This is a genomic window from Stutzerimonas stutzeri, from assembly GCF_038561965.1.
Taxonomy (GTDB): Bacteria; Pseudomonadota; Gammaproteobacteria; order Pseudomonadales; family Pseudomonadaceae; genus Stutzerimonas; species Stutzerimonas stutzeri_AA.
The window spans coordinates 343,681-365,078 of the sequence record NZ_CP139348.1 but is presented as its reverse complement, the minus strand read 5'-3'; the positions used below and the strand labels follow the sequence as shown (position 1 = coordinate 365,078).

Sequence of the window (21,398 nt, the reverse complement as noted above, 5' to 3'; positions counted from 1 at the left end):
CGCCAGCGCTTTCAATTCAATGCCCCGTTGCGGCGGGGCAGCTTCGACTCGTGGACTGCTAGATGCTAATAAGCGATGCACTACAGCCGTGGGCGAGCAATTTGTCATCGGCGACGCGATACACCAGCGCCTCGTTACCCTTGTCGTGGAAGCCGATCACGCCATCGCTATAGAAACTGCCACGCGTGGCAGGTTCCTTGCGAAGGGTATGAACGCGCTCGCTATTGCCAACTTTCAGGTCGATCACGGTGTGCTGGTCATTGGCGTAGCGCCAGGCGATGTTCTGCTGACTCTGGCATTTCCAGCGCACGAATGGCGCATCCGGACCGGATTGCCAGTGACCACAGCCGCCGAGCAGCAAAGCCGCAATCAGCATGGACAAGCCTTTGTTCATTCCTTCTCCTTCGCAGTCGGCATTCAGGGGCAATCCTGCAAGCCGCCCTGCATGATGGTCGGGTCGCCGGTGGCCTGCATTTCCACACGCTGGTCATGCTCGGCGGTTGGCCCGATCGCGGCAGGCGGGTCAAGTACCTGGCAGGCACTATCCGGTGAATTTCCGGCGCAACCGGCCAGGCCCAGACAGCAAAGTGCAACGACGGCGTAGCGCATGGTGCATCCCCTTTCCTTGTTCAAGATAGAACAAAGACCACGACGGGCGGCCGGGGTTGCTTGATGCCGTTCACGATGCCGGCGGCGTGGCGCCGGCAATCTGAACCGCTAGCGCTATTCACCGACGACGAAATCAGCCGGCGCGCTGTTCCAGCACTTCGACTGCCGGCAGCACCTTGCCTTCGACGAACTCGAGGAATGCGCCACCACCGGTGGAAATATAGGAGATTTGCTCAGCCACGCCGTACTTGTCGATCGCGGCCAGGGTGTCGCCACCGCCAGCGATGGAGAATGCCGGGCTCTGGGCAATGGCCTGAGCCAGCACCTTGGTGCCGTTGCCGAACTGATCGAACTCGAACACGCCTACCGGGCCATTCCAGAGGATGGTATGCGAGGCCTTGAGCATTTCACCGAACATGGCGGCGGTCTTCGGGCCGATGTCCAGGATCATGTCGTCATCGGCGACGTCGGCAATGGCTTTGACGGTGGCTTCGGCCGTTTCGGCGAATTCCTTGGCGACTACCACGTCGACCGGCAACGGCACAGCTACCTTGGCGGCGATGGCTTTGGCGGTGTCGAGCAGGTCCGCTTCATACAGCGACTTGCCAACGTTGTAGCCGGCAGCAGCGAGAAAGGTATTGGCGATGCCGCCACCAACGATCAGCTGATCGCAAACGTCCGCCAGCGAGGTCAACACGTCGAGCTTGGTGGACACCTTGGAGCCGGCGACGATGGCGACCATTGGCTTGGCCGGGGTCTTCAGTGCCTTGCCCAGCGCGTCCAGTTCTGCCGCCAGCAGCGGGCCGGCGCAGGCCACCTTGGCAAATTTGGCCACGCCATGGGTCGAACCCTGAGCACGGTGCGCAGTGCCGAAGGCGTCCATCACGAAGACGTCGCACAGCGCTGCATACTTCTGCGCCAGCTCGTCGGTATTCTTCTTCTCGCCCTTGTTGAAGCGCACGTTCTCCAGCAGCACCAGCTCACCGGGCTGGACCTCGACGCCTTCGAGGTAGTCCTTGATCAGCGGCACTTCGCGGCCGAGGGCCTTGGACAGGTAGTCGGCGACCGGCTTGAGGCTGTCTTCCTCGCTGTAGATACCCTCTTCCGGGCGGCCGAGGTGCGAGCAGACCAGCACTGCGGCGCCCTTTTCCAGCGCCAGCTTGATGGTCGGCAACGAGGCCAGGATGCGCGCATCGCTCTTCACCGCACCGTTCTTCACCGGCACGTTGAGGTCCTCGCGGATCAGCACGCGCTTACCCTGGAGATCGAGATCGGTCATCTTCAAAACGGTCATATTGGTCTTCCTTAAGGTCGAAAAGCAGCGATGTTCCTGGCGCGGGCTGCTAGATGCGATTGGCCACGCGCAAATAGTGGTCGGTGACGTCGAGCATGCGATTGGCAAAACCCCATTCGTTGTCGAACCAGGCCAGCAGATTCACCAGGCGCGGGCCCGATGCTCGCGTCAGACTGCCATCGACGATCGCCGAATGCGGATCGTGGTTGAAATCGCAGCTGGCGTGCGGCAGCTCGGTATATGCCAGCAGCCCCTGCAACGGCCCGCTTTCGGCAGCTTCGCGCAGCACTCGGTTGATCGTTCGCGCATCGGTATCACAGGCGGTCTGCAGTGTGATGTCCAGGCAGGACACGTTCACCGTGGGCACCCGCACCGCTTTGGCCTGAATCCGCCCCGAGAGTTCCGGCAACAGTCGCTCGATGCCTTTCGCCAGGCCGGTGGATACCGGAATCACTGACTGAAACGCAGAGCGGGTGCGGCGCAGATCGTCGTGATGGTAGGCGTCGATGACCGGCTGATCGTTCATGGCCGAATGGATGGTGGTGATCGAGGCGTACTCGATGCCCACCGCGTCGTTGAGCAACTTGAGCAACGGCACGCCACAGTTGGTGGTGCAGGAGGCGTTGGAGACCAGCCGTTCGGCGCCGCTCAGCTGATGCTGGTTAATGCCCATCACCACCGTGGCATCGATGTCCGCCGCGCTGGCCATAGGCTGGGAAAACAGCACACGCGGCGCTCCGGCCGCGAGAAAGCGCTCGCCGTCGGCGCGACTGGTGTAAGCACCGGAACACTCCAGCACCAGGTCGACATCCAGCGCCCGCCAGTCGATGGCTTCCGGCGTCGATTCACGCAGCACCTTCACGCAGTGTCCGTTGAGGTGCAGGCAATCACCGTCCACGCTCACCTCGCCGGGAAAGCGGCCGTGGGTGGAGTCGAAACGGGTCAGGTATTCCAGACTGGCCATGTCGGCCAGATCGTTGAGGGCAACGAACTGAAAATCGAAGGCTGCGCCGCGCTCGTAGAAAGCACGCAGCACGCAACGGCCGATGCGGCCGTAGCCATTGAGGGCGACGCGATAGGGACGGGCGTTGGCCATGGATTATTCGTCGGTCCTGCAGGTGGAAAACCGCTTGGTGGTTCTCCACCCTACGCGGATGGGGCTTCGTCGGGTGGATGACAGCGTCATCCACCACATCTTCGCAGTCAGTCCTCCAGCAACTCTTCGGCGACAGCGAGGATGTTCTCGACGGTGAAGCCGAACTCCTCGAACAGCTGGTTGGCCGGAGCCGACTCGCCGTAGGTGGTCATGCCGATGATGCGGCCGTCGAGGCCGACGTACTTGTACCAGTAGTCCGCATGCGCCGCTTCGATGGCGATACGCGCGCCGACTTCGACCGGCAGCACGTGCTGCTTCCAGGCGGCATCCTGCGCATCGAAGACACTGGTGCAAGGCATCGATACCACGCGCACTTTGCGGCCCTGCTCGGTCAGCTTGTCATACGCCTGAACGGCCAGACCGACTTCCGAACCGGTCGAAATGAGGATCAGCTCAGGCTCGCCGACGCAGTTCTTGAGGATGTAACCACCCTTGGCAATCGACGACTCGGTTTCGTTGTCGCGGATGTGATACGGCAGGTTCTGACGCGAGAAGATCAACGCACTCGGGCCATCCTTGCGCTCGACCGCATGCTTCCAGGCCACCGCGGATTCGACCGTGTCGGCCGGGCGCCAGGTGTCCAGGTTCGGCGTGGTGCGCAGGCTGGTCAGCTGCTCGATCGGCTGGTGCGTCGGGCCGTCTTCGCCGAGACCGATGGAGTCGTGGGTAAAGACGTAGAGCACACGCTGCTTCATCAGCGCCGACATGCGCACGGCGTTGCGGGCGTATTCCATGAACATCAGGAAGGTCGCGCCGTAAGGAATCAGGCCGCCGTGCAGGGCGACGCCGTTCATGATCGCGGCCATGCCGAACTCGCGCACGCCGTAGTACATGTAGTTGCCCGAGGCATCCTCGGCAACCACCGGCTTGCAGCCTTTCCACAGGGTCAGGTTGGAACCGGCGAGGTCCGCCGAACCGCCGAGCAGCTCAGGCAGCAGCGGGCCGAAGGCGTTCAGGCAGTTCTGGCTGGCCTTGCGGCTGGCGATGGTTTCGCCCTTGGTGGCAACTTCGCGAATGAACTCGCTGGCCTTTTCGGCAAAGTCGGCCGGCAGCTCACCCGCCATGCGGCGCTTGAACTCGGATGCCAGCGCCGGGAATTCTGTTTCGTAGGCGGCGAAACGCTTGTTCCATTCATTTTCCGCGTCGGCGCCCTTCTGCTTGGCGTCCCACTCGGCGTAGATGTCAGCCGGGATTTCGAACGGGCCATGGGTCCAGCCCAGCGCTTCGCGGGTCAGGGCGATCTCTGCGTCGCCGAGGGCGGCACCGTGACACTCTTCCTTGCCCTGCTTGTTCGGCGAACCGAAGCCGATGATGGTCTTGCAGCAGATCAGCGTCGGACGGTCGCTCTTATGCGCGGTTTCCAGGGCGATCTGGATTTCCTCGGCATCATGGCCATCGACGTTGCGGATCACCTGCCAGCCGTACGCTTCGAAGCGACGCGGGGTGTCGTCGGTGAACCAGCCATGGACTTCGCCGTCGATGGAGATGCCGTTGTCATCGTAGAAGGCGACCAGCTTGTTCAGCCCCAGGGTGCCGGCCAGCGAGCAGACTTCATGGCTGATGCCTTCCATCAGGCAGCCATCGCCCATGAACACGTAGGTGTTGTGGTCGACGATCTTGTGCCCGTCGCGGTTGAACTGGGCGGCCATGACCTTCTCGGCCAGAGCGAAACCGACGGCGTTGGCCAGGCCCTGACCCAGCGGACCGGTGGTGGTCTCGACGCCTGCGGTGTAGCCGAACTCCGGGTGACCGGGGGTCTTGCTGTGCAGCTGGCGGAAGTTCTTCAGGTCATCGATGGACAGGTCATAACCGGTCAGGTGCAGCAACGAGTAAATCAGCATCGAGCCGTGACCGTTGGACAGCACGAAGCGGTCGCGATCGGCCCACTGCGGATTGGTCGGGCTGTGCTTGAGGTGGTCACGCCAGAGCACTTCGGCGATGTCCGCCATGCCCATGGGGGCACCCGGGTGGCCGCTGTTGGCTTTCTGCACAGCATCCATGCTGAGGGCGCGGATGGCATTGGCTCGCTCACGACGGCTGGGCATCGCTGAATCTCCTGCGGGGTGTACGTAGAAAAAGGCGGCCATTTTCCCCTACCGAGGGTAGCTGGGGCAATGACTGAATGGCCGGCCCGCGCCGTCAATCCAACAGCTCGACGCCCTGGCTGGTCACGTCCGGCAAATGCTCGAGCAGGTAGTCGCGCATGCGCACCAGAGTAGCCGACTCATCGCCGCCGCCCGGCCAGACCAGGTAATAGCTGTCGCCGGACTTCACTGCCTGATGAAACGGCAGCGCCAGGCTGCCACGCTGCAGTTCGGCGCCGACCAGCGCCAGGTCGCCGATTGACACGCCATGCCCCTGCGCCGCGGCAGAGATACCCAGCTCCAGGGTGTCGAACAGCTTGCCCTGCTGCCAGGCGATCTGGTCTGCACGCCCGGTACGCTGCAGCCAGCGCCGCCAGTCACGGCAGTCACGCGAGGGATGAATCAGCTCGGCGTCGGCCAGCCGCTGCGTTGTCCAGGGCGCCGCGCCGAGCTGATCGGCAGCGCAGACCGGCACCAGCCACTCGTCGAACAGCTTCACCCGCCGCCAGTCGGCCGGAAAACCACCGTTGCCGAGCAGGATCGCGCAGTCGAACGGCTCGCTAGCGAAATCCACCGCGTCCAGATCCATCCAGGCACTGGTCAGCTGCACGCGATTCTGCGGATTGGCCATCTGAAAGCCCTCCAGCGTGCCCAGCAGCCAGCGCATGGTCAGCGTCGACGGCGCCTTGAGACGCAACGCACCGCGCTGGCGAGTAACGGCAACGCAGGCATTCTCGATGGTGCGAAAGCCAATCTTCAGCTCCTGCGCCAGTAGCCTTCCGGCATCGGTCAGCACCAACCGCGAACCGCGCCGTTCGAACAGCTGGCAGCCCAGGTGCTCCTCCAGGGTCTTCACATGCCGGCTCACCGCACTCTGCGTAATGAACAAGCTCTGTGCCGCCTGGGTGAAAGAACCGAAACGCGCCGCCACTTCAAAAGCACGCAAGGCATAAAGAGGCGGCATGCGTGGCGCTGCAACGACCGAGTCCGGCATGACTAAAACTCATCCTTAGGGGCTGTTTTTTCCATTTTTCATTCCTTTCCTGCATCCCAATACTGCGCCAGCAATGGGTTCCGGGCGCTGCCCAGCCTTTTCCCACGCTTTCGACTGCTAATAAAAACTCAGGAAAGGATGCCATGCCGAACAAATATTACGAGACGCTTCTGGCCAATGCGGTAGAGAAAGGCGCACTGCAGCATGAGCAAGTCGGCCAGATCCTGAACTTCAGGTTGTTCGGCAACAAGAAAGGCTTTATGACGCTCGAAAACCTGCACATCGGCGACATCCCGCCGACGCCGCTGAACCGCGACCATTTGTGCAAACCGGATGACAGCAGCGAGCGCCTGCTCCTGCATGCCACCGCCCTGCTAGGCGAACCGATCGGTTACGTGCAGGAGTCCGACGGCTGCATCGTCAACAACTTCTTTCCCCAGCAGGCCCATTCCCGCGGGGCAACCTCGGACAGTTTCGACACCGAACTGGACCTGCATACGGAAAACGCCTTTCACGCCGTGCTGCCTGATTATCTGGTGCTGCTCTGCCTGCGCCAGGACCCGGACGCGGAGGCCGTCACCTACATCGCCTCGATCGAACGCATTCTCGAGCGCCTCACGCTCGAGGAGCAGTCGTTCTTCCTTACCGAGCCCTACAACTTTCTTTCCGACTATGGCCCCGCCGAAAAGAACCAGCGCATCGACATCAACCGCCACCAGACCGTGCTTTACGGCGACCCGGATGCCCCCTTCTTTCGCTTCGACCCGCAATTCATGCTGGCTTTCAGCAGCCGCGCGCAACATCTGATGGACAAGCTGCGCGCCATTGCCTGGGAGGTGGTCGAGCCGGTGCGCCTGAACCGCGGCGACATGTTGATCATCGACAACCGCCGTACCGCCCATGCCCGCAGCCCGTTCAGCGCGCGCTTCGATGGCAGCGATCGCTGGATCCAGCGCGCCTTCGCCATTACCAACCCGAATTTCTATACAGAACGCCTGGGCAAAAGCAGCCGGGTGTTCGGCCTGGTGACCGAACTATGAACGCCACCTATCTCGCCTTCGCCGCCGCAGTCGCCCTGCTGATCGCCTCCCCCGGCCCGGTGGTCGCCCTGGTAGTAGCCGACGCCCGCCGCCGTTGGCCACTGTGGACCATCCTCGGCGGCGCGGTGTCTGCGCAGATCCTGATGATCGCTGCGCTGGTGATGATCTACCTGGCGCTGGACCTCGACCCGCTGGTGCTTGAAGCCGGACAGATCCTCGGCGGCCTGTACCTGATCTGGCTGGGCTGTGACGGCCTGTGCGGCGGGCGCAGCGAAACCGCCATGCCCAAGCGCAGCGAAGCGCACTACTTCTGGCGGGCCATGGCCGTAGGCCTGTCCAACCCGAAGGACATCCTGTTCTTTCTCGCCTTCCTGCCCGGTTTCATTCTCCCCGCGCAGCCGTTCGCCCCGCAGGCGACGGTACTCATCGTGATCTGGGCGGTGATCGATCTGAGTATCCTCCTCGCCTACAGCCTGCTCTCGCGCCGCCTGGCGGGCGAAGGGCTGGTCCAGCGCCTGCTGGATATCCTGCCGAACTACTTCCTCATCGGCCTCGGCCTGGTGTCCTGCACCCTGGGGCTATCCCGCCTGCTGCAGTAACCCTGCTCCCATCAGGGCAATATCAAAACTTTTTGATATTGCCCTTGCTGTACGAAAAGTGACCGACTAGACTGCGCCGCTTATGAGCCTGCGCATGCCCCAGATCCGTCTCGACGCCAGTGATTCGCTCGCCGCCCTGTGCAAGGCCGGCGGTGATGCGCTGCGCCTGAACGTACTGCGCGTGCTGGCCAGTGATTCGTTCGGCGTGCTCGAACTCGCGCAGATCTTCGCCATCGGCCAATCGGGCATGAGCCATCACCTCAAGGTCATGACCCAGGCCGGCCTGTTGGCGACACGCCGGGAAGGCAATGCGGTGTTCTATCGACGCAGCCTGCCGCAGGCAGATAGCCTGGGCGGCAAGCTGCATGGGGCGCTGCTCGAAGAGGCCGATCGACTGGAGTTGCCGCGCGACGTCGAAGCCCGTATCGCGGCGGTCCACGCCCAGCGCAGCGCCGCCAGCGAGGATTTCTTCGCACGCATGGCCGACAGCTTCCAGGCCCGTCAGGATCTGATCGCTGGCTTGCCGCAGTACCGCGACAGCGTGGTGGCGCTCCTCGATGCACTGCACTTCGACGTCAGTGCCACGGCACTGGAAGTCGGCCCCGGCGATGGCAGCTTCCTGCCCGAACTGGCGCGCCGCTTCGCTCGCGTTGTGGCGCTGGACAACAGCCCGGCCATGCTCGATCTGGCCCGCGCGCGCTGCGAAGAGGCGGGGCTGGAAAACGTCGAGCTGAAGCTCGCCGATGCACTACACGACGATTGCCCGCCGGCCGACTGCGTGGTGCTGAACATGGTGCTGCATCACCTGGCGGCGCCAGGCGAGGCAATGAAACAACTGGCACGGCTGGTGAACGCAGGCGGCAGTCTGCTGGTCACGGAGCTGTGCAGCCACAACCAGAGTTGGGCCAGGGAGGCCTGCGGCGATCTGTGGTTGGGGTTCGAACAGGACGATCTGGCCCGTTGGGCCGATGCCGCGGGGCTCACGCCCGGCGAGAGCCTCTACATTGGCTTGAAGAACGGTTTTCAGATCCAGGCCCGGTACTTTTCCCGGTCCATCCCTGACAACCGACTCACCCACCGGTAATAGGAAACCGATAGATGAGCGAATACTCGATTTTTACCTCCGAGTCCGTGTCCGAAGGGCATCCGGACAAGATCGCCGACCAGATCTCCGATGCGGTGCTCGACGCCATCATCGCCGAGGACAAGCATGCTCGCGTGGCCTGCGAAACGATGGTCAAGACCGGCGTGGCGATCGTCGCCGGTGAAGTGACTACTTCGGCCTGGGTCGATCTGGAGCAGCTGGTGCGCGACGTCATCGTCGACATTGGCTACAACAGCTCGGAAGTCGGTTTCGACGGCGCCACCTGCGGCATCATCAACATCATCGGCAAGCAGTCGGTAGACATCGCCCAGGGCGTCGACCGCACCAAGCCGGAAGACCAGGGTGCCGGTGACCAGGGTCTGATGTTCGGCTATGCCAGCAACGAAACCGACGTGCTGATGCCCGCCCCGATCCGCTTCTCCCACGCACTGGTCGAACGCCAGGCCGAAGCGCGCAAGAACGGCCTGCTGCCGTGGCTGCGCCCGGATGCCAAGAGCCAGGTCACCTGCCGCTACGAGAACGGCAAGGTCGCCGGTATCGATGCCGTGGTGCTGTCGACCCAGCACAACCCCGAGGTCAAGCAGAGCGACCTGCGCGAAGCGGTGATGGAGCTGATCATCAAGCACAGCCTGCCCGCCGAGCTGCTGCACAAGGACACCCAGTTCCACATCAACCCGACCGGCCAGTTCGTCATTGGCGGCCCGGTAGGCGACTGTGGGCTGACCGGGCGCAAAATCATCGTCGATACCTACGGCGGCATGGCTCGCCACGGTGGCGGCGCGTTCTCCGGCAAGGACCCGTCCAAGGTCGACCGCTCCGCTGCCTACGCCGGCCGCTACGTGGCGAAGAACATCGTCGCCGCCGGCCTCGCCGAGCGCTGCGAGATTCAGGTCTCCTACGCCATCGGCGTGGCGCAGCCGACCTCGATCTCGATCAACACCTTCGGCACCGGCAAGCTCAGCGATGAGAAGATCGTTGCCCTGGTCCGCGAGCATTTCGATCTGCGTCCATACGCGATCACTACCATGCTCGACCTGCTGCACCCGATGTACCGCGCCACCGCGGCCTACGGTCACTTCGGCCGCAGCCCCTACGAGATGACAGTGGGTGCCGACACCTTCACTGCCTTCACCTGGGAGCGCACCGACAAGGCCGACGCCCTGCGCGCAGCTGCCGGGTTGTAAGCCGTACTTCCGCGGCATCGAAAACCCCGCCGGTGCCAGCCGCGCGGGGTTCTTTTTCTCTACCGGGCATTTCGAGCACAAGAGAGGCGATACTCCCTGTCGCCCGCTATTCGTTGCGCACACGTGGCACAGGTCACGCAAAGACTCGTCCCAGAGCCTTCCGGCGATAGAAGCGAAGCGCTATCATCGCCGCCCTTTTCGAATGGACTCGCTCGATCACATGCCGTGATCGACACTTACAGGAGGTTTTCATGCGTATTTCCCACCTTTTCGGCAGCGCCGCCCTCGCCGTTGCCTTCGCCAGCACCTCGCTGCAGGCCGCCACCACTGATGTGCAAGCCAAGTGCGAAGGCCAGCTGGCCGCCCAGCAGGGCAATCTGGAAACCGGCAAGCTGCTTGGCCAGATGCTCGGCAACGAGAAGCTCAGCAATGCTCTGAATCAGGTCGAAGGCGGCTGCGCTCAGCTCAATGCCGACGGCCTGGCAGCCAATGCCGCTGGCAACGACGCTGGGGCAGTGAACGACAAGGTGCAGGCCGTTAGCCAAGCCAAGGATGCGGTTCTCGGCCTGGGCAAGATGTTCGGCAAGTAAGCGTCGCCGCTGTCATTGAAAACGCCCGCACCTGCGGGCGTTTTCGTTTGTGGGCTAGTTCTTCAACCGGTAGCCGGTCTTGAAGATCCACCACACCGTCAGCAGGCAGGCGGCGAGGAAGCCGAGGATCATCGCCAGGCTGACACCGACACTGATGTCCGAGACACCGTAGAAGCTCCAGCGGAAGCCGCTGATCAAGTACACCACTGGATTGAACAGGGTCACTTTCTGCCACAGCGGCGGGAGCATTTCGATCGAGTAGAAGCTGCCGCCGAGAAAGGCCAGCGGCATGACGATCAGCGCCGGGACGATCTGCAACTTCTCCCAGCCATCGGCCCAGATGCCGATGATGAAACCGAACAGGCAGAAGGTGATCGCCGTCAGCACCAGGAACAGCGCCATCATCAACGGATGCTGGATCTCGTAGTCGACGAACAATCGCGCCGTGAGGAGGATGATCACGCCAAGCACCAACGACTTGGTCGCCGCCGCGCCGACATAACCGATAACGATCTCGACGTATGAAACCGGCGCCGACAGCACCTCGTAGATGGTCCCGGAGTAGCGCGGCATATAGATGCCGAACGAGGCATTGGAAATGCTCTCGGTCAGCAGCGCCATCATGATCAGGCCGGGAATGATGAAGGCACCGTAAGGGATGCCGTGCATCGCCTCCATGCGCGCACCGATGGCCGAGCCGAACACCACGAAGTACAGCGAGGTGGAAATCACCGGCGTGGCGATGCTCTGCAGCAGCGTGCGCCAGGTGCGCGCCAGTTCGAACAGGTAGATCGCGCGGATCGCGTAGAAATTCATGCGGGTTTTTCCTCAGCGACCGTGAACCAGGTTGACGAAGATTTCCTCCAGCGAGCTCTGGCTTGACTGCAGGTCCTTGAAATCGATGCCGTGTGCGGCCAGGCGCTTGAGCAGTTCGGCGATGCCGGTGTCCTCATGGTGGGCGTCGAAGGTGAACACCAGCTGATTGCCAGCATCGGTGAGTTCCAATGGATAGCTCGTCAGCTCAGCCGGAATCTCTGCCAGGGGCCGCTGCAGATGCAGGGTCAGCTGCTTCTTGCCGAGCTTGTGCATCAGCACGGCCTTGTCCTCGACGAGGATGATCTCGCCGCGACTGATTACACCGATGCGGTCGGCCATTTCCTCGGCCTCCTCGATGTAATGGGTGGTGAGAATGATGGTCACGCCACGCTCGCGCAGGCCGCGGACCATCTCCCACATATCACGGCGCAACTCGACGTCGACGCCGGCGGTAGGCTCGTCGAGAAACAGGATCGACGGCTCGTGGGAAAGCGCCTTGGCGATCATCACGCGACGCTTCATGCCACCGGAAAGCTCCTGAATGCGGGCATTGCGCTTGTCCCATAGCGACAAATCACGCAACAGTTTCTCAAGGAACAAATCGTCCGGTGCCTTGCCAAACAGCCCGCGCGAAAAACGCACCGTTGCCCAGACGCTTTCAAAGCCCTCGTTGAACAATTCCTGTGGCACCAGCCCGATCTTCGAGCGGGCAGCGCGGTAGTCCTGGACGATGTCGTGGCCGTCGACCAATACGCGGCCGCTGCCCGGATTGACGATGCCGCAGATGATGCTGATCAACGTGGTCTTGCCCGCGCCGTTGGGCCCGAGCAGAGCGAAGATCTCGCCCTTTGAGATAGCGAGGTCGATGCGCTTGAGGGCCGGATGGCCGGACGCATAGGTTTTGGTGAGCTGCTCGATGGAGATCACTGGTTGCACGGGCTCGTCTCTTCGAGGGATTGAGGGCGGAATTGTAGATAAAGCGCGGCCTGCGGTCGCCGCCGTTTTCACTCGGCCACTCGCGGCGTGACCGTGATCATGGCGCTGGCAGCGCTGCACATGGATGCTTGAGGAAGCGGATTACAGGACGTCAGCTGGGAGGCTCGCCGAAGATGAGACAGATAAAACTTACCTATGTCGTACTGTTCGTCGGACTGACGCTGCTCTGGCTGCTGGTCGACGACTTCATCATGGCGCGCTATCAGATCTGGCCGCTGCGCAAGGTGCTGGTTCACTACAGCGGGGTGCTTGGCATCACCGCAATGAGCGTGGCGATGATGCTGGCGGTGCGGCCGCGGCGCTTCGAGCGCTTCTTCGACGGCCTGGACAAGACCTACCGACTGCACAAATGGCTGGGCATCAGCGCTCTGGTGATCGCGATTTTCCACTGGGGCTGGGGCCAGATTCCAAAATGGCTGGTCGGCTTCGGCTGGCTGGAAAAGCCGGCCCGGCGCGCCGGAGAGGGACAGGGCCACGAAGGTATCTTTGCGCTGCTGCAGCGCTTTCGCGGAATCGCCGAGACGATCGGCGAGTGGGCATTCTACGCAGCCGCCATCCTGATCGTCCTGGCGCTGATCAAGCGCTTTCCTTATCGCTGGTTCTTCCGCACTCATCGCTGGATGGCGCTGATCTATCTGGCGCTGGTGGTGCATGCCGTGGTGCTGACGCCGCCGGAGTACTGGACGTCGCCGCTGGGACTGGCTCTCGTCGTGCTGCTGGGTGGCGGATCGGTGGCGGCCTGCATCTCGCTGCTACGCAGAATTGGTCGCAAGCATCAGGTCGTCGGGCGCATCGAAAGCCTGACCCATCATCGCGACAACCGCGTGCTGCGCGTCGATATCAAGCTCGACGGCCCCTGGCCAGGGCACAAGGCCGGACAGTTCGCCTTCGTCACCTTCGACGACAAGGAAGGGCCGCATCCCTTCAGCCTATCCTCGTCCTGGTGCAACGACGGCAAGCTGGCCTTCTCCATCAAGGGCCTCGGCGATTACACCCGCACCTTGCCGGAAACCTTGAAAGTCGGCGACGCGGTGAAAGTCGAAGGGCCTTACGGCTGCTTCGATTTCCACAGCAGAAAACCACGGCAGATCTGGGTCGCTGGCGGCATCGGCATCGCGCCGTTCATCGGCCGTTTACAAGCGCTCGCCGAAAGCGGCAAAGGCAACAACGTCGATCTGTTCTACTGCACAAGTGCGCCGGACCAGGGATTTATCGAGCGCATCCGCCAGCTGGCCGAACGTGCCCGGGTGCGCCTGCATGTACTGGTCGCCAGCGAAGGTGGTCGGCTAACGCCTGAACGCCTTCGACAGCTGGCGCCGCAGTGGCAGGACAGCGACGTCTGGTTCTGCGGCCCGGCGGGCTTCGGTCAGGATCTAAGCAAGGACCTGCAACGCCACGGTCTGCCGCTGAAAGACTTCCATCAGGAACTGTTCAGTATGCGCTGACGCACGGCTTCGCTTCGCCGAGCCAGCGACAATAATAGGTAGGCCTTCCATGAACGACGGCTAGCCCATTCCATCTGAGCAAGGACGCTCGCATGCAACGCTTGATTGCACTTTCGCTGTGCTTTTTCTCACCCTTTTGTCTTGCTGCCTGCCCGACCTGGGACGACAAACAAGCGCAACAGGAGATCCTCGGCCTTCAGCAGCAACTCAATCATTGGGACGAGGCCTATCACCGCAACGGCGTGTCGTTGGTGGACGATGAAATCTACGACCAGAGCCGCGCTCGCCTGCACGACTGGCAGCGCTGTTTCCCTGCATCCGACCAGTCACAGCCGGATCCGCTAGGCGCAGCCGGTGGCCCGCTACCGCATCCAGTCAGGCAGACCGGGCTGGTCAAGCTCGCTGATGAACAAGCAGTTGCCGAGTGGATCAAGCAGCGTAACGACCTCTGGATTCAGCCCAAGATAGACGGCGTAGCGGTCACGCTGGTGTATCGCAACGGCCAGCTGCAGCAAGCCATCAGTCGCGGCGACGGGCGCACTGGCCAGGATTGGACGAGCAACGCCCGTCGGCTGCCGGCGGTTCCCATACGACTGGCGGAGACAGGCGAGGTAATCCTGCAGGGCGAGCTTTACTGGCGCCTGGAGCAACATATGCAAGCGGCACATGGCAGCGCTGGCGCACGCAGTCGCGTTGCCGGAGCGATGGCAAGCAGACAGCTGCCAAGCGACACGGCCAAGCAGATCGGCCTGTTCGTCTGGGACTGGCCAAACGGCCCGGAGGCGATGACCGACCGCCTGGAGCGGCTGGAGGCGATAGGTTTCACTGACAGTAAGCGTTTCAGCCGGCCGTTACAGGATCTTCAACAAGCACGACATTGGCGCGAGCATTGGTACCGGCAACCCTTGCCGTTCGCTACCGACGGCGTGGTGTTGCGGCAAAGCCAGCGCCCGCCGGCAGATCGCTGGCGGGCTGATCCATACTGGGCGGCAGCGTGGAAGTATCCCTTGCGTAAGGCCGTGACCGAGGTGCGCGCCGTGAACTTTCGCATAGGTCGCACCGGACGGATCACACCAATGCTGCAGCTCGCGCCGGTCGATCTCGATGACCGCCGCATCCGCACCCTCAGCCTGGGCTCGCTCGAGCACTGGCAGGCACTGGATGTTCGCCCCGGCGACCAGATTGCAGTAGCGCTGGCGGGACAAACCATTCCGCAGCTCGACTCGGTGGTCTGGCGCGGCACCGAACGGCCGGAGGTGATGGCACCCGACGCTACGCACTATCACGCGCACAGCTGCTGGCAGCCGACGCCAGGTTGTGAGCAGCAATTCACCTCCCGCCTCGTCTGGCTAAGTGGCAAGCAGGGCCTCGGCCTTCCCGGGCTCGGTGCCGGCAACTGGCGAGCACTACTGGATGCAGGGCTGCTCCCCGATCTGCTCGCCTGGCTGGAACTGGACGCGGTAACGCTGCAGCAGGTGCCGGGCATCGGCAGAACACGCGCCAGCAAGCTGACCGCGAGCTTCGCCCTGGCTCGGCAAAGGCCGCCGGAACAATGGCTCAAGGCGCTAGGGATACCGGTCGCAGCGCCACTCGCTGAGGGAACCGATTGGGATGCACTGGCCGCGCGCAGCATTGCGCAATGGCAAGCCGAGCCTGGCGTCGGACCTGCTCGCGCGCGACAGCTGCAGGCGTTCTTCCAGGCGGCGGAGCTGCAACCGCTGCGCGATCGATTGCGCGCTGCCGGCGTTTCAGGTTTCTAGGGGACTTTCGCCGCTCCGCGCGGTCGATTGAGGCTGGATAACAATTATGGAGGCGAGGCATGTCTTTGCGACATTGGCCAATTGCCCTACTGATCGGCAGCACTGCCATCAGCCCGCTAGCCGCAGCGGCTCAACAAGCCGACGCACAGTGCCACGAACAACGCCAGTCCTTGCGTGAACAGCTGCAACAGGCGCGCCTGCTCGGCGACAAGCTGCGCCAAACGCAACTCAACGCCGAACTGCAATCTCTGACCGGAGAGTGCCAGGGCCTTGTCGCCCTGCATCCACGCCAGGTCGAGTACGAGCACATCAACCGCCAGGTGGAGCGGCGCGAAACGTTATTACGCGAAGCACTGGGCACTGGCGACGCGCAGCTGATCGAGCTGCGCCGCAATCAGCTGGCCAAATCCCGAGAAAAACTCGACACGCTGCGCCGCTGACCCGCCTCAATAAGCGCGGAATTCCTTGTGGCAGGCTTCGCAGGCATCTTCGACCTGCTGAAAAGCCGGCGCCACGCTTTGTGCGGTGACGGGCGCCGCGCGGGTCACGTCGACCAGCTCTGCGGTAGTCGCCTCCAGTGCACGGGCCATCTCGTTAAAGCGCTCCTGACGCTGCCAGACATCATCTCGCGCGTCGCTCTGCTTTTCCTTGACCTCTGGGTAGTGCTGCCAAGGCTGCCGCGAGAGTTCATCGAGTTTGACGGTGCCCGTGCTGAAGGCCTCTGCGTCGAAGGGAATGCGCCCGCGCAGCATGCCGCCGAGGTCTTCCTTGGTATCGAGCATCGCCTGATAGATCGCCTTGCGCTTACCCAGCGGCGAATTGGGGTCGACCCGATCACAGCCCGTCAGCGCCAGGACAGCTATCAGGGGCAGGCTCAGCAGACTCAGCTTCATGGTTCAACCACTCATGGATGCAAAGCGCGGGATTATCCCCGCCCATGCACGGTTGAACAAATCAGTCGGACATTGACTTCGTCAGCAAAGATTGCCCGAGCAGTCCGCTAGCGCGACCAGCTGCCCCCTGCACTCTCGCAATCGATCTTGGCCTGCGCCCGATCACTGGCATGGTAGTGGTACGTGACGATCGTCGCAGCGTCATTTACCTGAGTCGGAAAGGTGCCGTTTTTCGCTTGCGAGCCGGTAGCGCGCTCATTGGCCAGCGTTTCCGGTGTCATCCGCGCGGTACAGATGCCGAAGTGCCCGTCGGGGCAGCTGTCACGAATCTCGCGGCGGGAATTTTTCACCGCCTCGTTGTCCTGACACACCCAGTCGATGGCGTCGTCGTCCATACCGTGAAACTCGAAACACTGCTCGGTCACTACCGGCGCTGGAACCGCACCGGACGTTTCGCTGTGTACATAGCAGGACTGAGCAGCAGCCGGGAGGCTGAAAGCGCCGACAAGCAACACGGGCGCGAGGCGAAGCAAGGGGTTCATGGCGGTCTCCTGAAACGGTTTCGCCCGGCAAGGGTCACCGAACCTTCAGGTTCGACCGCTACGCAATCCGCGGAGTTCGCGATTTGCCGCCTGCCCGGAAAGGTTCTGCTCAGGCGGCACCAATTGCGCATCCGGCGAGTCCACCCTGCTTCAACGATCGCACGCGAGGGTTTCATGCTCGAACTTGCAGCCATGTTCATCAGCCTCACGGCGCTGCTCGCCTACCTCAACTACCGCTTCATCGGGCTGCCGCCAACCATTGGCGTAATGGCGACCGCGTTGCTGTTTTCACTGTTGTTGCACGTTTTGGCCATGCTCGGCTTGCCGCTGCTTGAAGAGCGCATCGAGGCCTTGATCGAGCGGATCGACTTCAACCACCTGCTGATGGACGGCATGTTGTCGTTTCTGCTGTTCGCCGGCGCCCTGCATATCAACCTCGCCGATCTCCGTGCCAGGCGCTGGGCAATCGGCCTGCTGGCGACGGTTGGCGTGCTGTTCTCCACCGCCGTGATCGGGCTCGGCAGTTGGTGGATTCTCGATCTGTTCGGGCTGCAGCCGCCGCTAATTTACTGCCTGCTGTTCGGCGCGCTGATCTCGCCGACCGACCCAATCGCCGTGCTCGGCATCATGCGCTCGGCGGGCGCACCCAAGGCGCTGGAAACCACCATCGTCGGCGAGTCGCTATTCAATGACGGTGTCGCGGTCGTCGTGTTCACCGTGCTGCTCGGAGTACTTGCGCGGGGCGAAGCACCAGGTGCTGGCGAAGCCGTCTGGCTGTTTTTCGAGGAAGCCGGCGGCGGCATCCTGCTCGGCGCGATGCTCGGGGCACTGACCTTCGCCCTGCTCAAGAGCATCGATCAGTACCAAGTCGAGGTTCTGCTCACGCTCGCCTTGGTGCTGGGCGGCTATACCCTGGCGACCCATCTGCACGTATCCGGACCGATCGCGATGGTGGTGGCCGGGCTGATCATCGGCAACCAGGGCAGACGCCACGCGATGTCAGCCCACACGCGGGAAAACCTGGACAATTTCTGGGAGCTGCTCGATGAAATCCTCAACGCCGTGCTGTTCGTGCTGATCGGCATGGAATTGGTATTGCTGCCGTTCAGCGCTCAGTACCTGCTGATCGCCCTTTGCGTGACGTTATTGATTCTGGGCACGCGCCTGGCGGCAGTCGGCCCGGCGGCCCTTGCGCTAAGGGCAGCAGGACGTGCACTACCCAACGGTACGGTGCGCATCCTGACCTGGGGCGGATTGCGCGGCGGTATCTCGGTTGCCCTGGTGCTGGCGCTGCCGGCCAGCGAGGAGCGCAATCTGCTGCTCAACATCACCTACTTGGTGGTGCTGTTCTCGATTCTCGTCCAGGGCCTGAGCATCGGCAGGCTGGTCCGCCATATCTGTACCCGTGGCAGCGCCAGCGACCACTGACGAGTGTGCTGCAGCGGGCTTGGGATTGCGCACAGTCGCGGCTATAATCGCCGGGTTTTTCCCGATCGACTCCGCTTCGATCGTGCCCGCCACCCGTCCGAGGGGCGCTGCAGCAGGATGAACCTGTTTTGGATCTCGCAAGCCTCGCGGCTTGCTGTCGCGCCGCGGCGCAATCCGAATCAGATTCCACCTGTCAGGCTCGGATGGGGCGTTTCCTAGAACGCATCAACGGCGCCCATTCGCATACATACGAATGGAGAACTCTTCAATGAGTGCTGTCATGACGCCTGCCGGTTTCACCGACTTCAAGGTCGCCGACATTTCCCTGGCCGCCTGGGGCCGCCGCGAAATCATCATCGCCGAATCCGAAATGCCTGCGCTGATGGGTCTGCGCAGCAAGTACGCTGCCGAGCAGCCGCTCAAGGGCGCGAAAATCCTCGGCTGCATTCACATGACCATCCAGACCGCGGTGTTGATCGAGACGCTGATCGCCCTCGGTGCCGAAGTGCGCTGGTCGAGCTGCAATATCTTCTCCACCCAGGATCAAGCCGCCGCAGCCATCGCCGCCGCTGGCATCCCGGTGTTCGCCTGGAAGGGCGAGACCGAAGAAGAGTACGAGTGGTGCATCGAGCAGACCATCCTCAAGGACGGCCAGCCGTGGGATGCCAACATGGTGCTGGACGACGGCGGTGACCTGACCCAGATCCTTCACGACAAGTATCCGCAGGTGCTCGAGCGCGTTCATGGCGTCACCGAGGAAACCACCACCGGCGTGCACCGCCTGCTCGACATGCTCAAGGGCGGCACGCTGAAGATCCCGGCGATCAACGTCAACGACTCGGTTACCAAGAGCAAGAACGACAACAAGTACGGCTGCCGCCACAGCCTCAACGACGCCATCAAGCGCGCCACCGACCACCTGCTGTCGGGCAAGCAGGCGCTGGTCGTCGGCTACGGCGACGTCGGCAAGGGTTCGGCACAGTCGCTGCGTCAGGAAGGCATGATCGTCAAGGTCTCGGAAGTCGATCCGATCTGCGCCATGCAGGCCTGCATGGACGGTTTCGAGCTGGTATCGCCCTACAAGGACGGTATTAACGACGGCACCGAAGCCAGTGTCGACGCTGCTCTGCTGGGCAAGATCGACCTGATCGTCACCACCACCGGTAACGTCAACGTGTGCGACGCCGGCATGCTCAAGGCACTGAAGAAGCGCGCCGTGGTGTGCAACATCGGTCACTTCGACAACGAGATCGACACCGCCTTCATGCGCGCCAACTGGGGCTGGGAAGAGGTCAAGCCGCAGGTGCACAAGATCCACCGCACCGGCAAGACCGTCGACCCGATCAATGACGACTATCTGATTCTGCTGGCCGAAGGCCGCCTGGTGAACCTGGGCAATGCCACCGGCCACCCGAGCCGCATCATGGACGGCTCCTTCGCCAACCAGGTGCTGGCGCAGATCCACCTCTACAACGAGAAGTTCGCCGACCTGCCGGTTGCCGAGAAGAGCCAGAACGTCACCGTCATGGTGCTGCCGAAGAAGCTCGACGAGGAAGTGGCGCTGGAAATGGTCAAGGGCTTCGGTGGCGTAGTCACCCAGCTGACCACCAAGCAGGCGGAATACATCGGCGTAACCGTCGAAGGTCCGTTCAAGCCGGACAGCTACCGCTACTGATGCGCAGGGTGGCAAGCGCTAGCAGCGCATTGTCGCCCGACCCTGCCGACTAACCGCAGGAGGCCAAGCCGAAGCGGGATGCAAGCACGCAAAAGCGTGTTTCGTCCCGCTCCGACCTCCAGCGATTGAAGGACGTCCTGGGCCGCCGCGCCCGAAAATCTGGATTCGCCAATGAGCACATCCCCACGCCCCTCCATCAGCTTCGAGTTTTTCCCGACCAAGACCGATGCCGGGCATGAAAAACTGCTGAACGTGGCCCGCCAACTGGCCGGCTACCAACCCGATTTCTTCTCCTGCACCTACGGTGCCGGGGGCTCGACCCGTGACCGCACGCTCAACACCGTGTTGCAGCTCGACGGCGAGGTAAAGGTGCCGACCGCACCGCACCTGTCTTGCGTCGGCGACACCAAGGCCGAGCTGCGCGAGCTGCTTAACATCTACAAGGATGCTGGCATCAAGCGCATCGTTGCCCTGCGCGGCGACCTGCCCTCCGGTATGGGCATGGCCAGCGGCGAGCTGCGCTACGCCAATGAGCTGGTGGAATTCATCCGCAGCGAAACCGGCGATCAGTTCCACATCGAAATTGCCGCCTACCCGGAAATGCATCCGCAGGCACGCAACTTCGAAGACGACCTGGCGAACTTCGTGCGCAAAGCCAAGGCCGGTGCGGACAGCGCCATCACCCAGTATTTCTTCAATGCCGACTGCTACTTCTACTTCGTCGAGCGCGTACGCCAGCTCGGCGTGGAAACGCCGGTGGTGCCCGGCATCATGCCGATCACCAACTACAGCAAGCTGGCACGCTTCTCCGATGCCTGTGGCGCGGAAATCCCACGCTGGGTACGTAAGCAGCTCGAAGCCTATGGCGACGACATGCAGAGCATCCAGGCGTTTGGCGAGCAGGTCATCACCGAGATGTGCGAAAAGCTGCTGGCCGGCGGCGCACCGGGCCTGCACTTCTACACCTTGAACCAGGCCGAGCCGAGCCTGGCGATCTGGAACAACCTCGGACTGTCGCGCTGATCCTCCAGTCAGCTCTGTAGAAATACGGAGCTGGCTAATGAACCCGTGACCTGCGACACTGTCAGAGCAATGCGGCGTTAACAGGCTCTGTTATACTCCGCGCTTCCGCCAGGCTTACGCCCGGATGCCGCTTTTATTTATCTGCGGCAGGACCGGACGGGATCG

At 62.5% G+C, this 21,398-nt stretch carries 21 protein-coding genes and 1 riboswitch; of the genes, 11 read left to right on the top strand and 10 right to left on the bottom strand.

Annotated features, from left to right (window positions below; translation table 11 throughout):
- Positions 1-58: 58 nt before the first annotated feature.
- The 6 genes from SM130_RS01590 to SM130_RS01565 all read right to left on the bottom strand — a co-directional run bounded on the left by SM130_RS01590 (position 59) and on the right by SM130_RS01565 (position 6,137).
- On the bottom strand, positions 59-394 hold the full coding sequence (locus tag SM130_RS01590) for an MliC family protein (protein ID WP_102824092.1): 336 nt from the start codon (positions 392-394) through the stop codon (positions 59-61).
- Positions 395-417: 23 nt separating this feature from the next.
- Entirely contained in the window at positions 418-609 is a 192-nt protein-coding gene (locus SM130_RS01585) for a hypothetical protein (protein WP_102824091.1), read from the bottom strand.
- A 133-nt stretch (positions 610-742) separates the two neighbouring features.
- Positions 743-1,903: a phosphoglycerate kinase gene (locus SM130_RS01580; RefSeq protein WP_102824090.1), complete on the bottom strand. Its 1,161-nt coding sequence runs from the start codon at positions 1,901-1,903 to the stop codon at positions 743-745.
- A gap of 49 nt (positions 1,904-1,952) precedes the next feature.
- The gene (gene epd / locus SM130_RS01575) at positions 1,953-2,999 is read right to left on the bottom strand and encodes an erythrose-4-phosphate dehydrogenase (RefSeq protein WP_102824089.1); all 1,047 of its coding nucleotides are present in this window, start codon (positions 2,997-2,999) and stop codon (positions 1,953-1,955) included.
- A 107-nt stretch (positions 3,000-3,106) separates the two neighbouring features.
- A complete protein-coding gene (gene tkt, locus SM130_RS01570) occupies positions 3,107-5,104 on the bottom strand; it encodes a transketolase (RefSeq protein ID WP_102824088.1) in 1,998 nt (665 codons plus the stop codon).
- Positions 5,105-5,198: 94 nt separating this feature from the next.
- Positions 5,199-6,137 carry a LysR substrate-binding domain-containing protein gene (locus tag SM130_RS01565; RefSeq protein ID WP_102824087.1) on the bottom strand — a complete coding sequence of 313 codons (939 nt, stop codon included), beginning with the start codon at positions 6,135-6,137 and terminating at the stop codon, positions 5,199-5,201.
- Between the two features lie 143 nt (positions 6,138-6,280).
- Here SM130_RS01565 and SM130_RS01560 point away from each other — a divergent pair, with 143 nt between their 5' ends.
- The 5 genes from SM130_RS01560 (at position 6,281) to SM130_RS01540 (ending at position 10,655) form a co-directional block, all read left to right on the top strand.
- Positions 6,281-7,177 (top strand): TauD/TfdA family dioxygenase, encoded by an 897-nt coding sequence (locus SM130_RS01560; protein ID WP_102824086.1) that lies wholly within the window; start codon positions 6,281-6,283, stop codon positions 7,175-7,177.
- The gene (locus SM130_RS01555; protein WP_102824085.1) at positions 7,174-7,776 is read left to right on the top strand and encodes a LysE family translocator; all 603 of its coding nucleotides are present in this window, start codon (positions 7,174-7,176) and stop codon (positions 7,774-7,776) included. Before SM130_RS01560 ends, SM130_RS01555 begins: the two co-directional genes overlap by 4 nt.
- Positions 7,777-7,858: 82 nt before the next feature.
- On the top strand, positions 7,859-8,860 hold the full coding sequence (locus tag SM130_RS01550; RefSeq protein ID WP_102824084.1) for an ArsR/SmtB family transcription factor: 1,002 nt from the start codon (positions 7,859-7,861) through the stop codon (positions 8,858-8,860).
- 14 nt (positions 8,861-8,874) lie between these two features.
- Positions 8,875-10,065 carry a methionine adenosyltransferase gene (gene metK, locus SM130_RS01545; RefSeq protein ID WP_102824083.1) on the top strand — a complete coding sequence of 397 codons (1,191 nt, stop codon included), beginning with the start codon at positions 8,875-8,877 and terminating at the stop codon, positions 10,063-10,065.
- Positions 10,066-10,316: 251 nt separating this feature from the next.
- Entirely contained in the window at positions 10,317-10,655 is a 339-nt protein-coding gene (locus SM130_RS01540) for a hypothetical protein (RefSeq protein ID WP_102824082.1), read from the top strand.
- Between the two features lie 54 nt (positions 10,656-10,709).
- Here the strand turns inward: SM130_RS01540 and SM130_RS01535 are convergent, their stop codons facing one another.
- Both SM130_RS01535 and SM130_RS01530 read right to left on the bottom strand, forming a co-directional pair.
- Positions 10,710-11,471 (bottom strand): ABC transporter permease, encoded by a 762-nt coding sequence (locus SM130_RS01535; RefSeq protein ID WP_102824081.1) that lies wholly within the window; start codon positions 11,469-11,471, stop codon positions 10,710-10,712.
- Between the two features lie 12 nt (positions 11,472-11,483).
- The gene (locus SM130_RS01530) at positions 11,484-12,407 is read right to left on the bottom strand and encodes an ABC transporter ATP-binding protein (protein WP_102824080.1); all 924 of its coding nucleotides are present in this window, start codon (positions 12,405-12,407) and stop codon (positions 11,484-11,486) included.
- A gap of 173 nt (positions 12,408-12,580) precedes the next feature.
- Between SM130_RS01530 and SM130_RS01525 the strand changes: the two genes are divergently transcribed.
- From SM130_RS01525 to SM130_RS01515, 3 genes are all read left to right on the top strand, one after another.
- A complete protein-coding gene (locus SM130_RS01525; protein ID WP_102824079.1) occupies positions 12,581-13,912 on the top strand; it encodes a ferredoxin reductase family protein in 1,332 nt (443 codons plus the stop codon).
- A 92-nt stretch (positions 13,913-14,004) separates the two neighbouring features.
- Positions 14,005-15,672 (top strand): NAD-dependent DNA ligase LigB, encoded by a 1,668-nt coding sequence (gene ligB / locus SM130_RS01520; RefSeq protein ID WP_102824078.1) that lies wholly within the window; start codon positions 14,005-14,007, stop codon positions 15,670-15,672.
- Positions 15,673-15,731: 59 nt separating this feature from the next.
- Positions 15,732-16,112: a DUF1090 domain-containing protein gene (locus tag SM130_RS01515; protein ID WP_102824077.1), complete on the top strand. Its 381-nt coding sequence runs from the start codon at positions 15,732-15,734 to the stop codon at positions 16,110-16,112.
- Between the two features lie 6 nt (positions 16,113-16,118).
- Here SM130_RS01515 and SM130_RS01510 read toward each other — a convergent pair whose 3' ends face one another.
- Both SM130_RS01510 and SM130_RS01505 read right to left on the bottom strand, forming a co-directional pair.
- The gene (locus SM130_RS01510; RefSeq protein WP_102824076.1) at positions 16,119-16,565 is read right to left on the bottom strand and encodes a c-type cytochrome; all 447 of its coding nucleotides are present in this window, start codon (positions 16,563-16,565) and stop codon (positions 16,119-16,121) included.
- Positions 16,566-16,672: 107 nt separating this feature from the next.
- Complete coding sequence (locus SM130_RS01505) at positions 16,673-17,107, bottom strand: hypothetical protein (RefSeq protein WP_102824075.1); 435 nt, start codon at positions 17,105-17,107, stop codon at positions 16,673-16,675.
- A 174-nt stretch (positions 17,108-17,281) separates the two neighbouring features.
- Between SM130_RS01505 and SM130_RS01500 the strand changes: the two genes are divergently transcribed.
- The 3 genes from SM130_RS01500 to metF all read left to right on the top strand — a co-directional run bounded on the left by SM130_RS01500 (position 17,282) and on the right by metF (position 21,233).
- Positions 17,282-18,535: a cation:proton antiporter gene (locus SM130_RS01500; protein WP_102824074.1), complete on the top strand. Its 1,254-nt coding sequence runs from the start codon at positions 17,282-17,284 to the stop codon at positions 18,533-18,535.
- Positions 18,536-18,628: 93 nt separating this feature from the next.
- Positions 18,629-18,779, top strand: a riboswitch (S-adenosyl-L-homocysteine riboswitch).
- 24 nt (positions 18,780-18,803) lie between these two features.
- Positions 18,804-20,210 (top strand): adenosylhomocysteinase, encoded by a 1,407-nt coding sequence (ahcY, locus tag SM130_RS01495; RefSeq protein WP_102824073.1) that lies wholly within the window; start codon positions 18,804-18,806, stop codon positions 20,208-20,210.
- A gap of 171 nt (positions 20,211-20,381) precedes the next feature.
- Positions 20,382-21,233, top strand: a complete 852-nt coding sequence (gene metF / locus SM130_RS01490) for a methylenetetrahydrofolate reductase [NAD(P)H] (protein WP_102824072.1) — start codon at positions 20,382-20,384, stop codon at positions 21,231-21,233.
- Positions 21,234-21,398 lie beyond the last annotated feature (165 nt).

Coding starts and splice junctions, on each gene's coding strand:
- SM130_RS01590 (WP_102824092.1), bottom strand. CDS start 394: ATGAACAAAGGCTTGTCCATGCTGATTGCGGCTTTGCTGCTCGGCGGC.
- SM130_RS01585 (WP_102824091.1), bottom strand. CDS start 609: ATGCGCTACGCCGTCGTTGCACTTTGCTGTCTGGGCCTGGCCGGTTGC.
- SM130_RS01580 (WP_102824090.1), bottom strand. CDS start 1,903: ATGACCGTTTTGAAGATGACCGATCTCGATCTCCAGGGTAAGCGCGTG.
- epd (WP_102824089.1), bottom strand. CDS start 2,999: ATGGCCAACGCCCGTCCCTATCGCGTCGCCCTCAATGGCTACGGCCGC.
- tkt (WP_102824088.1), bottom strand. CDS start 5,104: ATGCCCAGCCGTCGTGAGCGAGCCAATGCCATCCGCGCCCTCAGCATG.
- SM130_RS01565 (WP_102824087.1), bottom strand. CDS start 6,137: ATGCCGGACTCGGTCGTTGCAGCGCCACGCATGCCGCCTCTTTATGCC.
- SM130_RS01560 (WP_102824086.1), top strand. CDS start 6,281: ATGCCGAACAAATATTACGAGACGCTTCTGGCCAATGCGGTAGAGAAA.
- SM130_RS01555 (WP_102824085.1), top strand. CDS start 7,174: ATGAACGCCACCTATCTCGCCTTCGCCGCCGCAGTCGCCCTGCTGATC.
- SM130_RS01550 (WP_102824084.1), top strand. CDS start 7,859: ATGAGCCTGCGCATGCCCCAGATCCGTCTCGACGCCAGTGATTCGCTC.
- metK (WP_102824083.1), top strand. CDS start 8,875: ATGAGCGAATACTCGATTTTTACCTCCGAGTCCGTGTCCGAAGGGCAT.
- SM130_RS01540 (WP_102824082.1), top strand. CDS start 10,317: ATGCGTATTTCCCACCTTTTCGGCAGCGCCGCCCTCGCCGTTGCCTTC.
- SM130_RS01535 (WP_102824081.1), bottom strand. CDS start 11,471: ATGAATTTCTACGCGATCCGCGCGATCTACCTGTTCGAACTGGCGCGC.
- SM130_RS01525 (WP_102824079.1), top strand. CDS start 12,581: ATGAGACAGATAAAACTTACCTATGTCGTACTGTTCGTCGGACTGACG.
- ligB (WP_102824078.1), top strand. CDS start 14,005: ATGCAACGCTTGATTGCACTTTCGCTGTGCTTTTTCTCACCCTTTTGT.
- SM130_RS01515 (WP_102824077.1), top strand. CDS start 15,732: ATGTCTTTGCGACATTGGCCAATTGCCCTACTGATCGGCAGCACTGCC.
- SM130_RS01510 (WP_102824076.1), bottom strand. CDS start 16,565: ATGAAGCTGAGTCTGCTGAGCCTGCCCCTGATAGCTGTCCTGGCGCTG.
- SM130_RS01505 (WP_102824075.1), bottom strand. CDS start 17,107: ATGAACCCCTTGCTTCGCCTCGCGCCCGTGTTGCTTGTCGGCGCTTTC.
- SM130_RS01500 (WP_102824074.1), top strand. CDS start 17,282: ATGCTCGAACTTGCAGCCATGTTCATCAGCCTCACGGCGCTGCTCGCC.
- ahcY (WP_102824073.1), top strand. CDS start 18,804: ATGAGTGCTGTCATGACGCCTGCCGGTTTCACCGACTTCAAGGTCGCC.
- metF (WP_102824072.1), top strand. CDS start 20,382: ATGAGCACATCCCCACGCCCCTCCATCAGCTTCGAGTTTTTCCCGACC.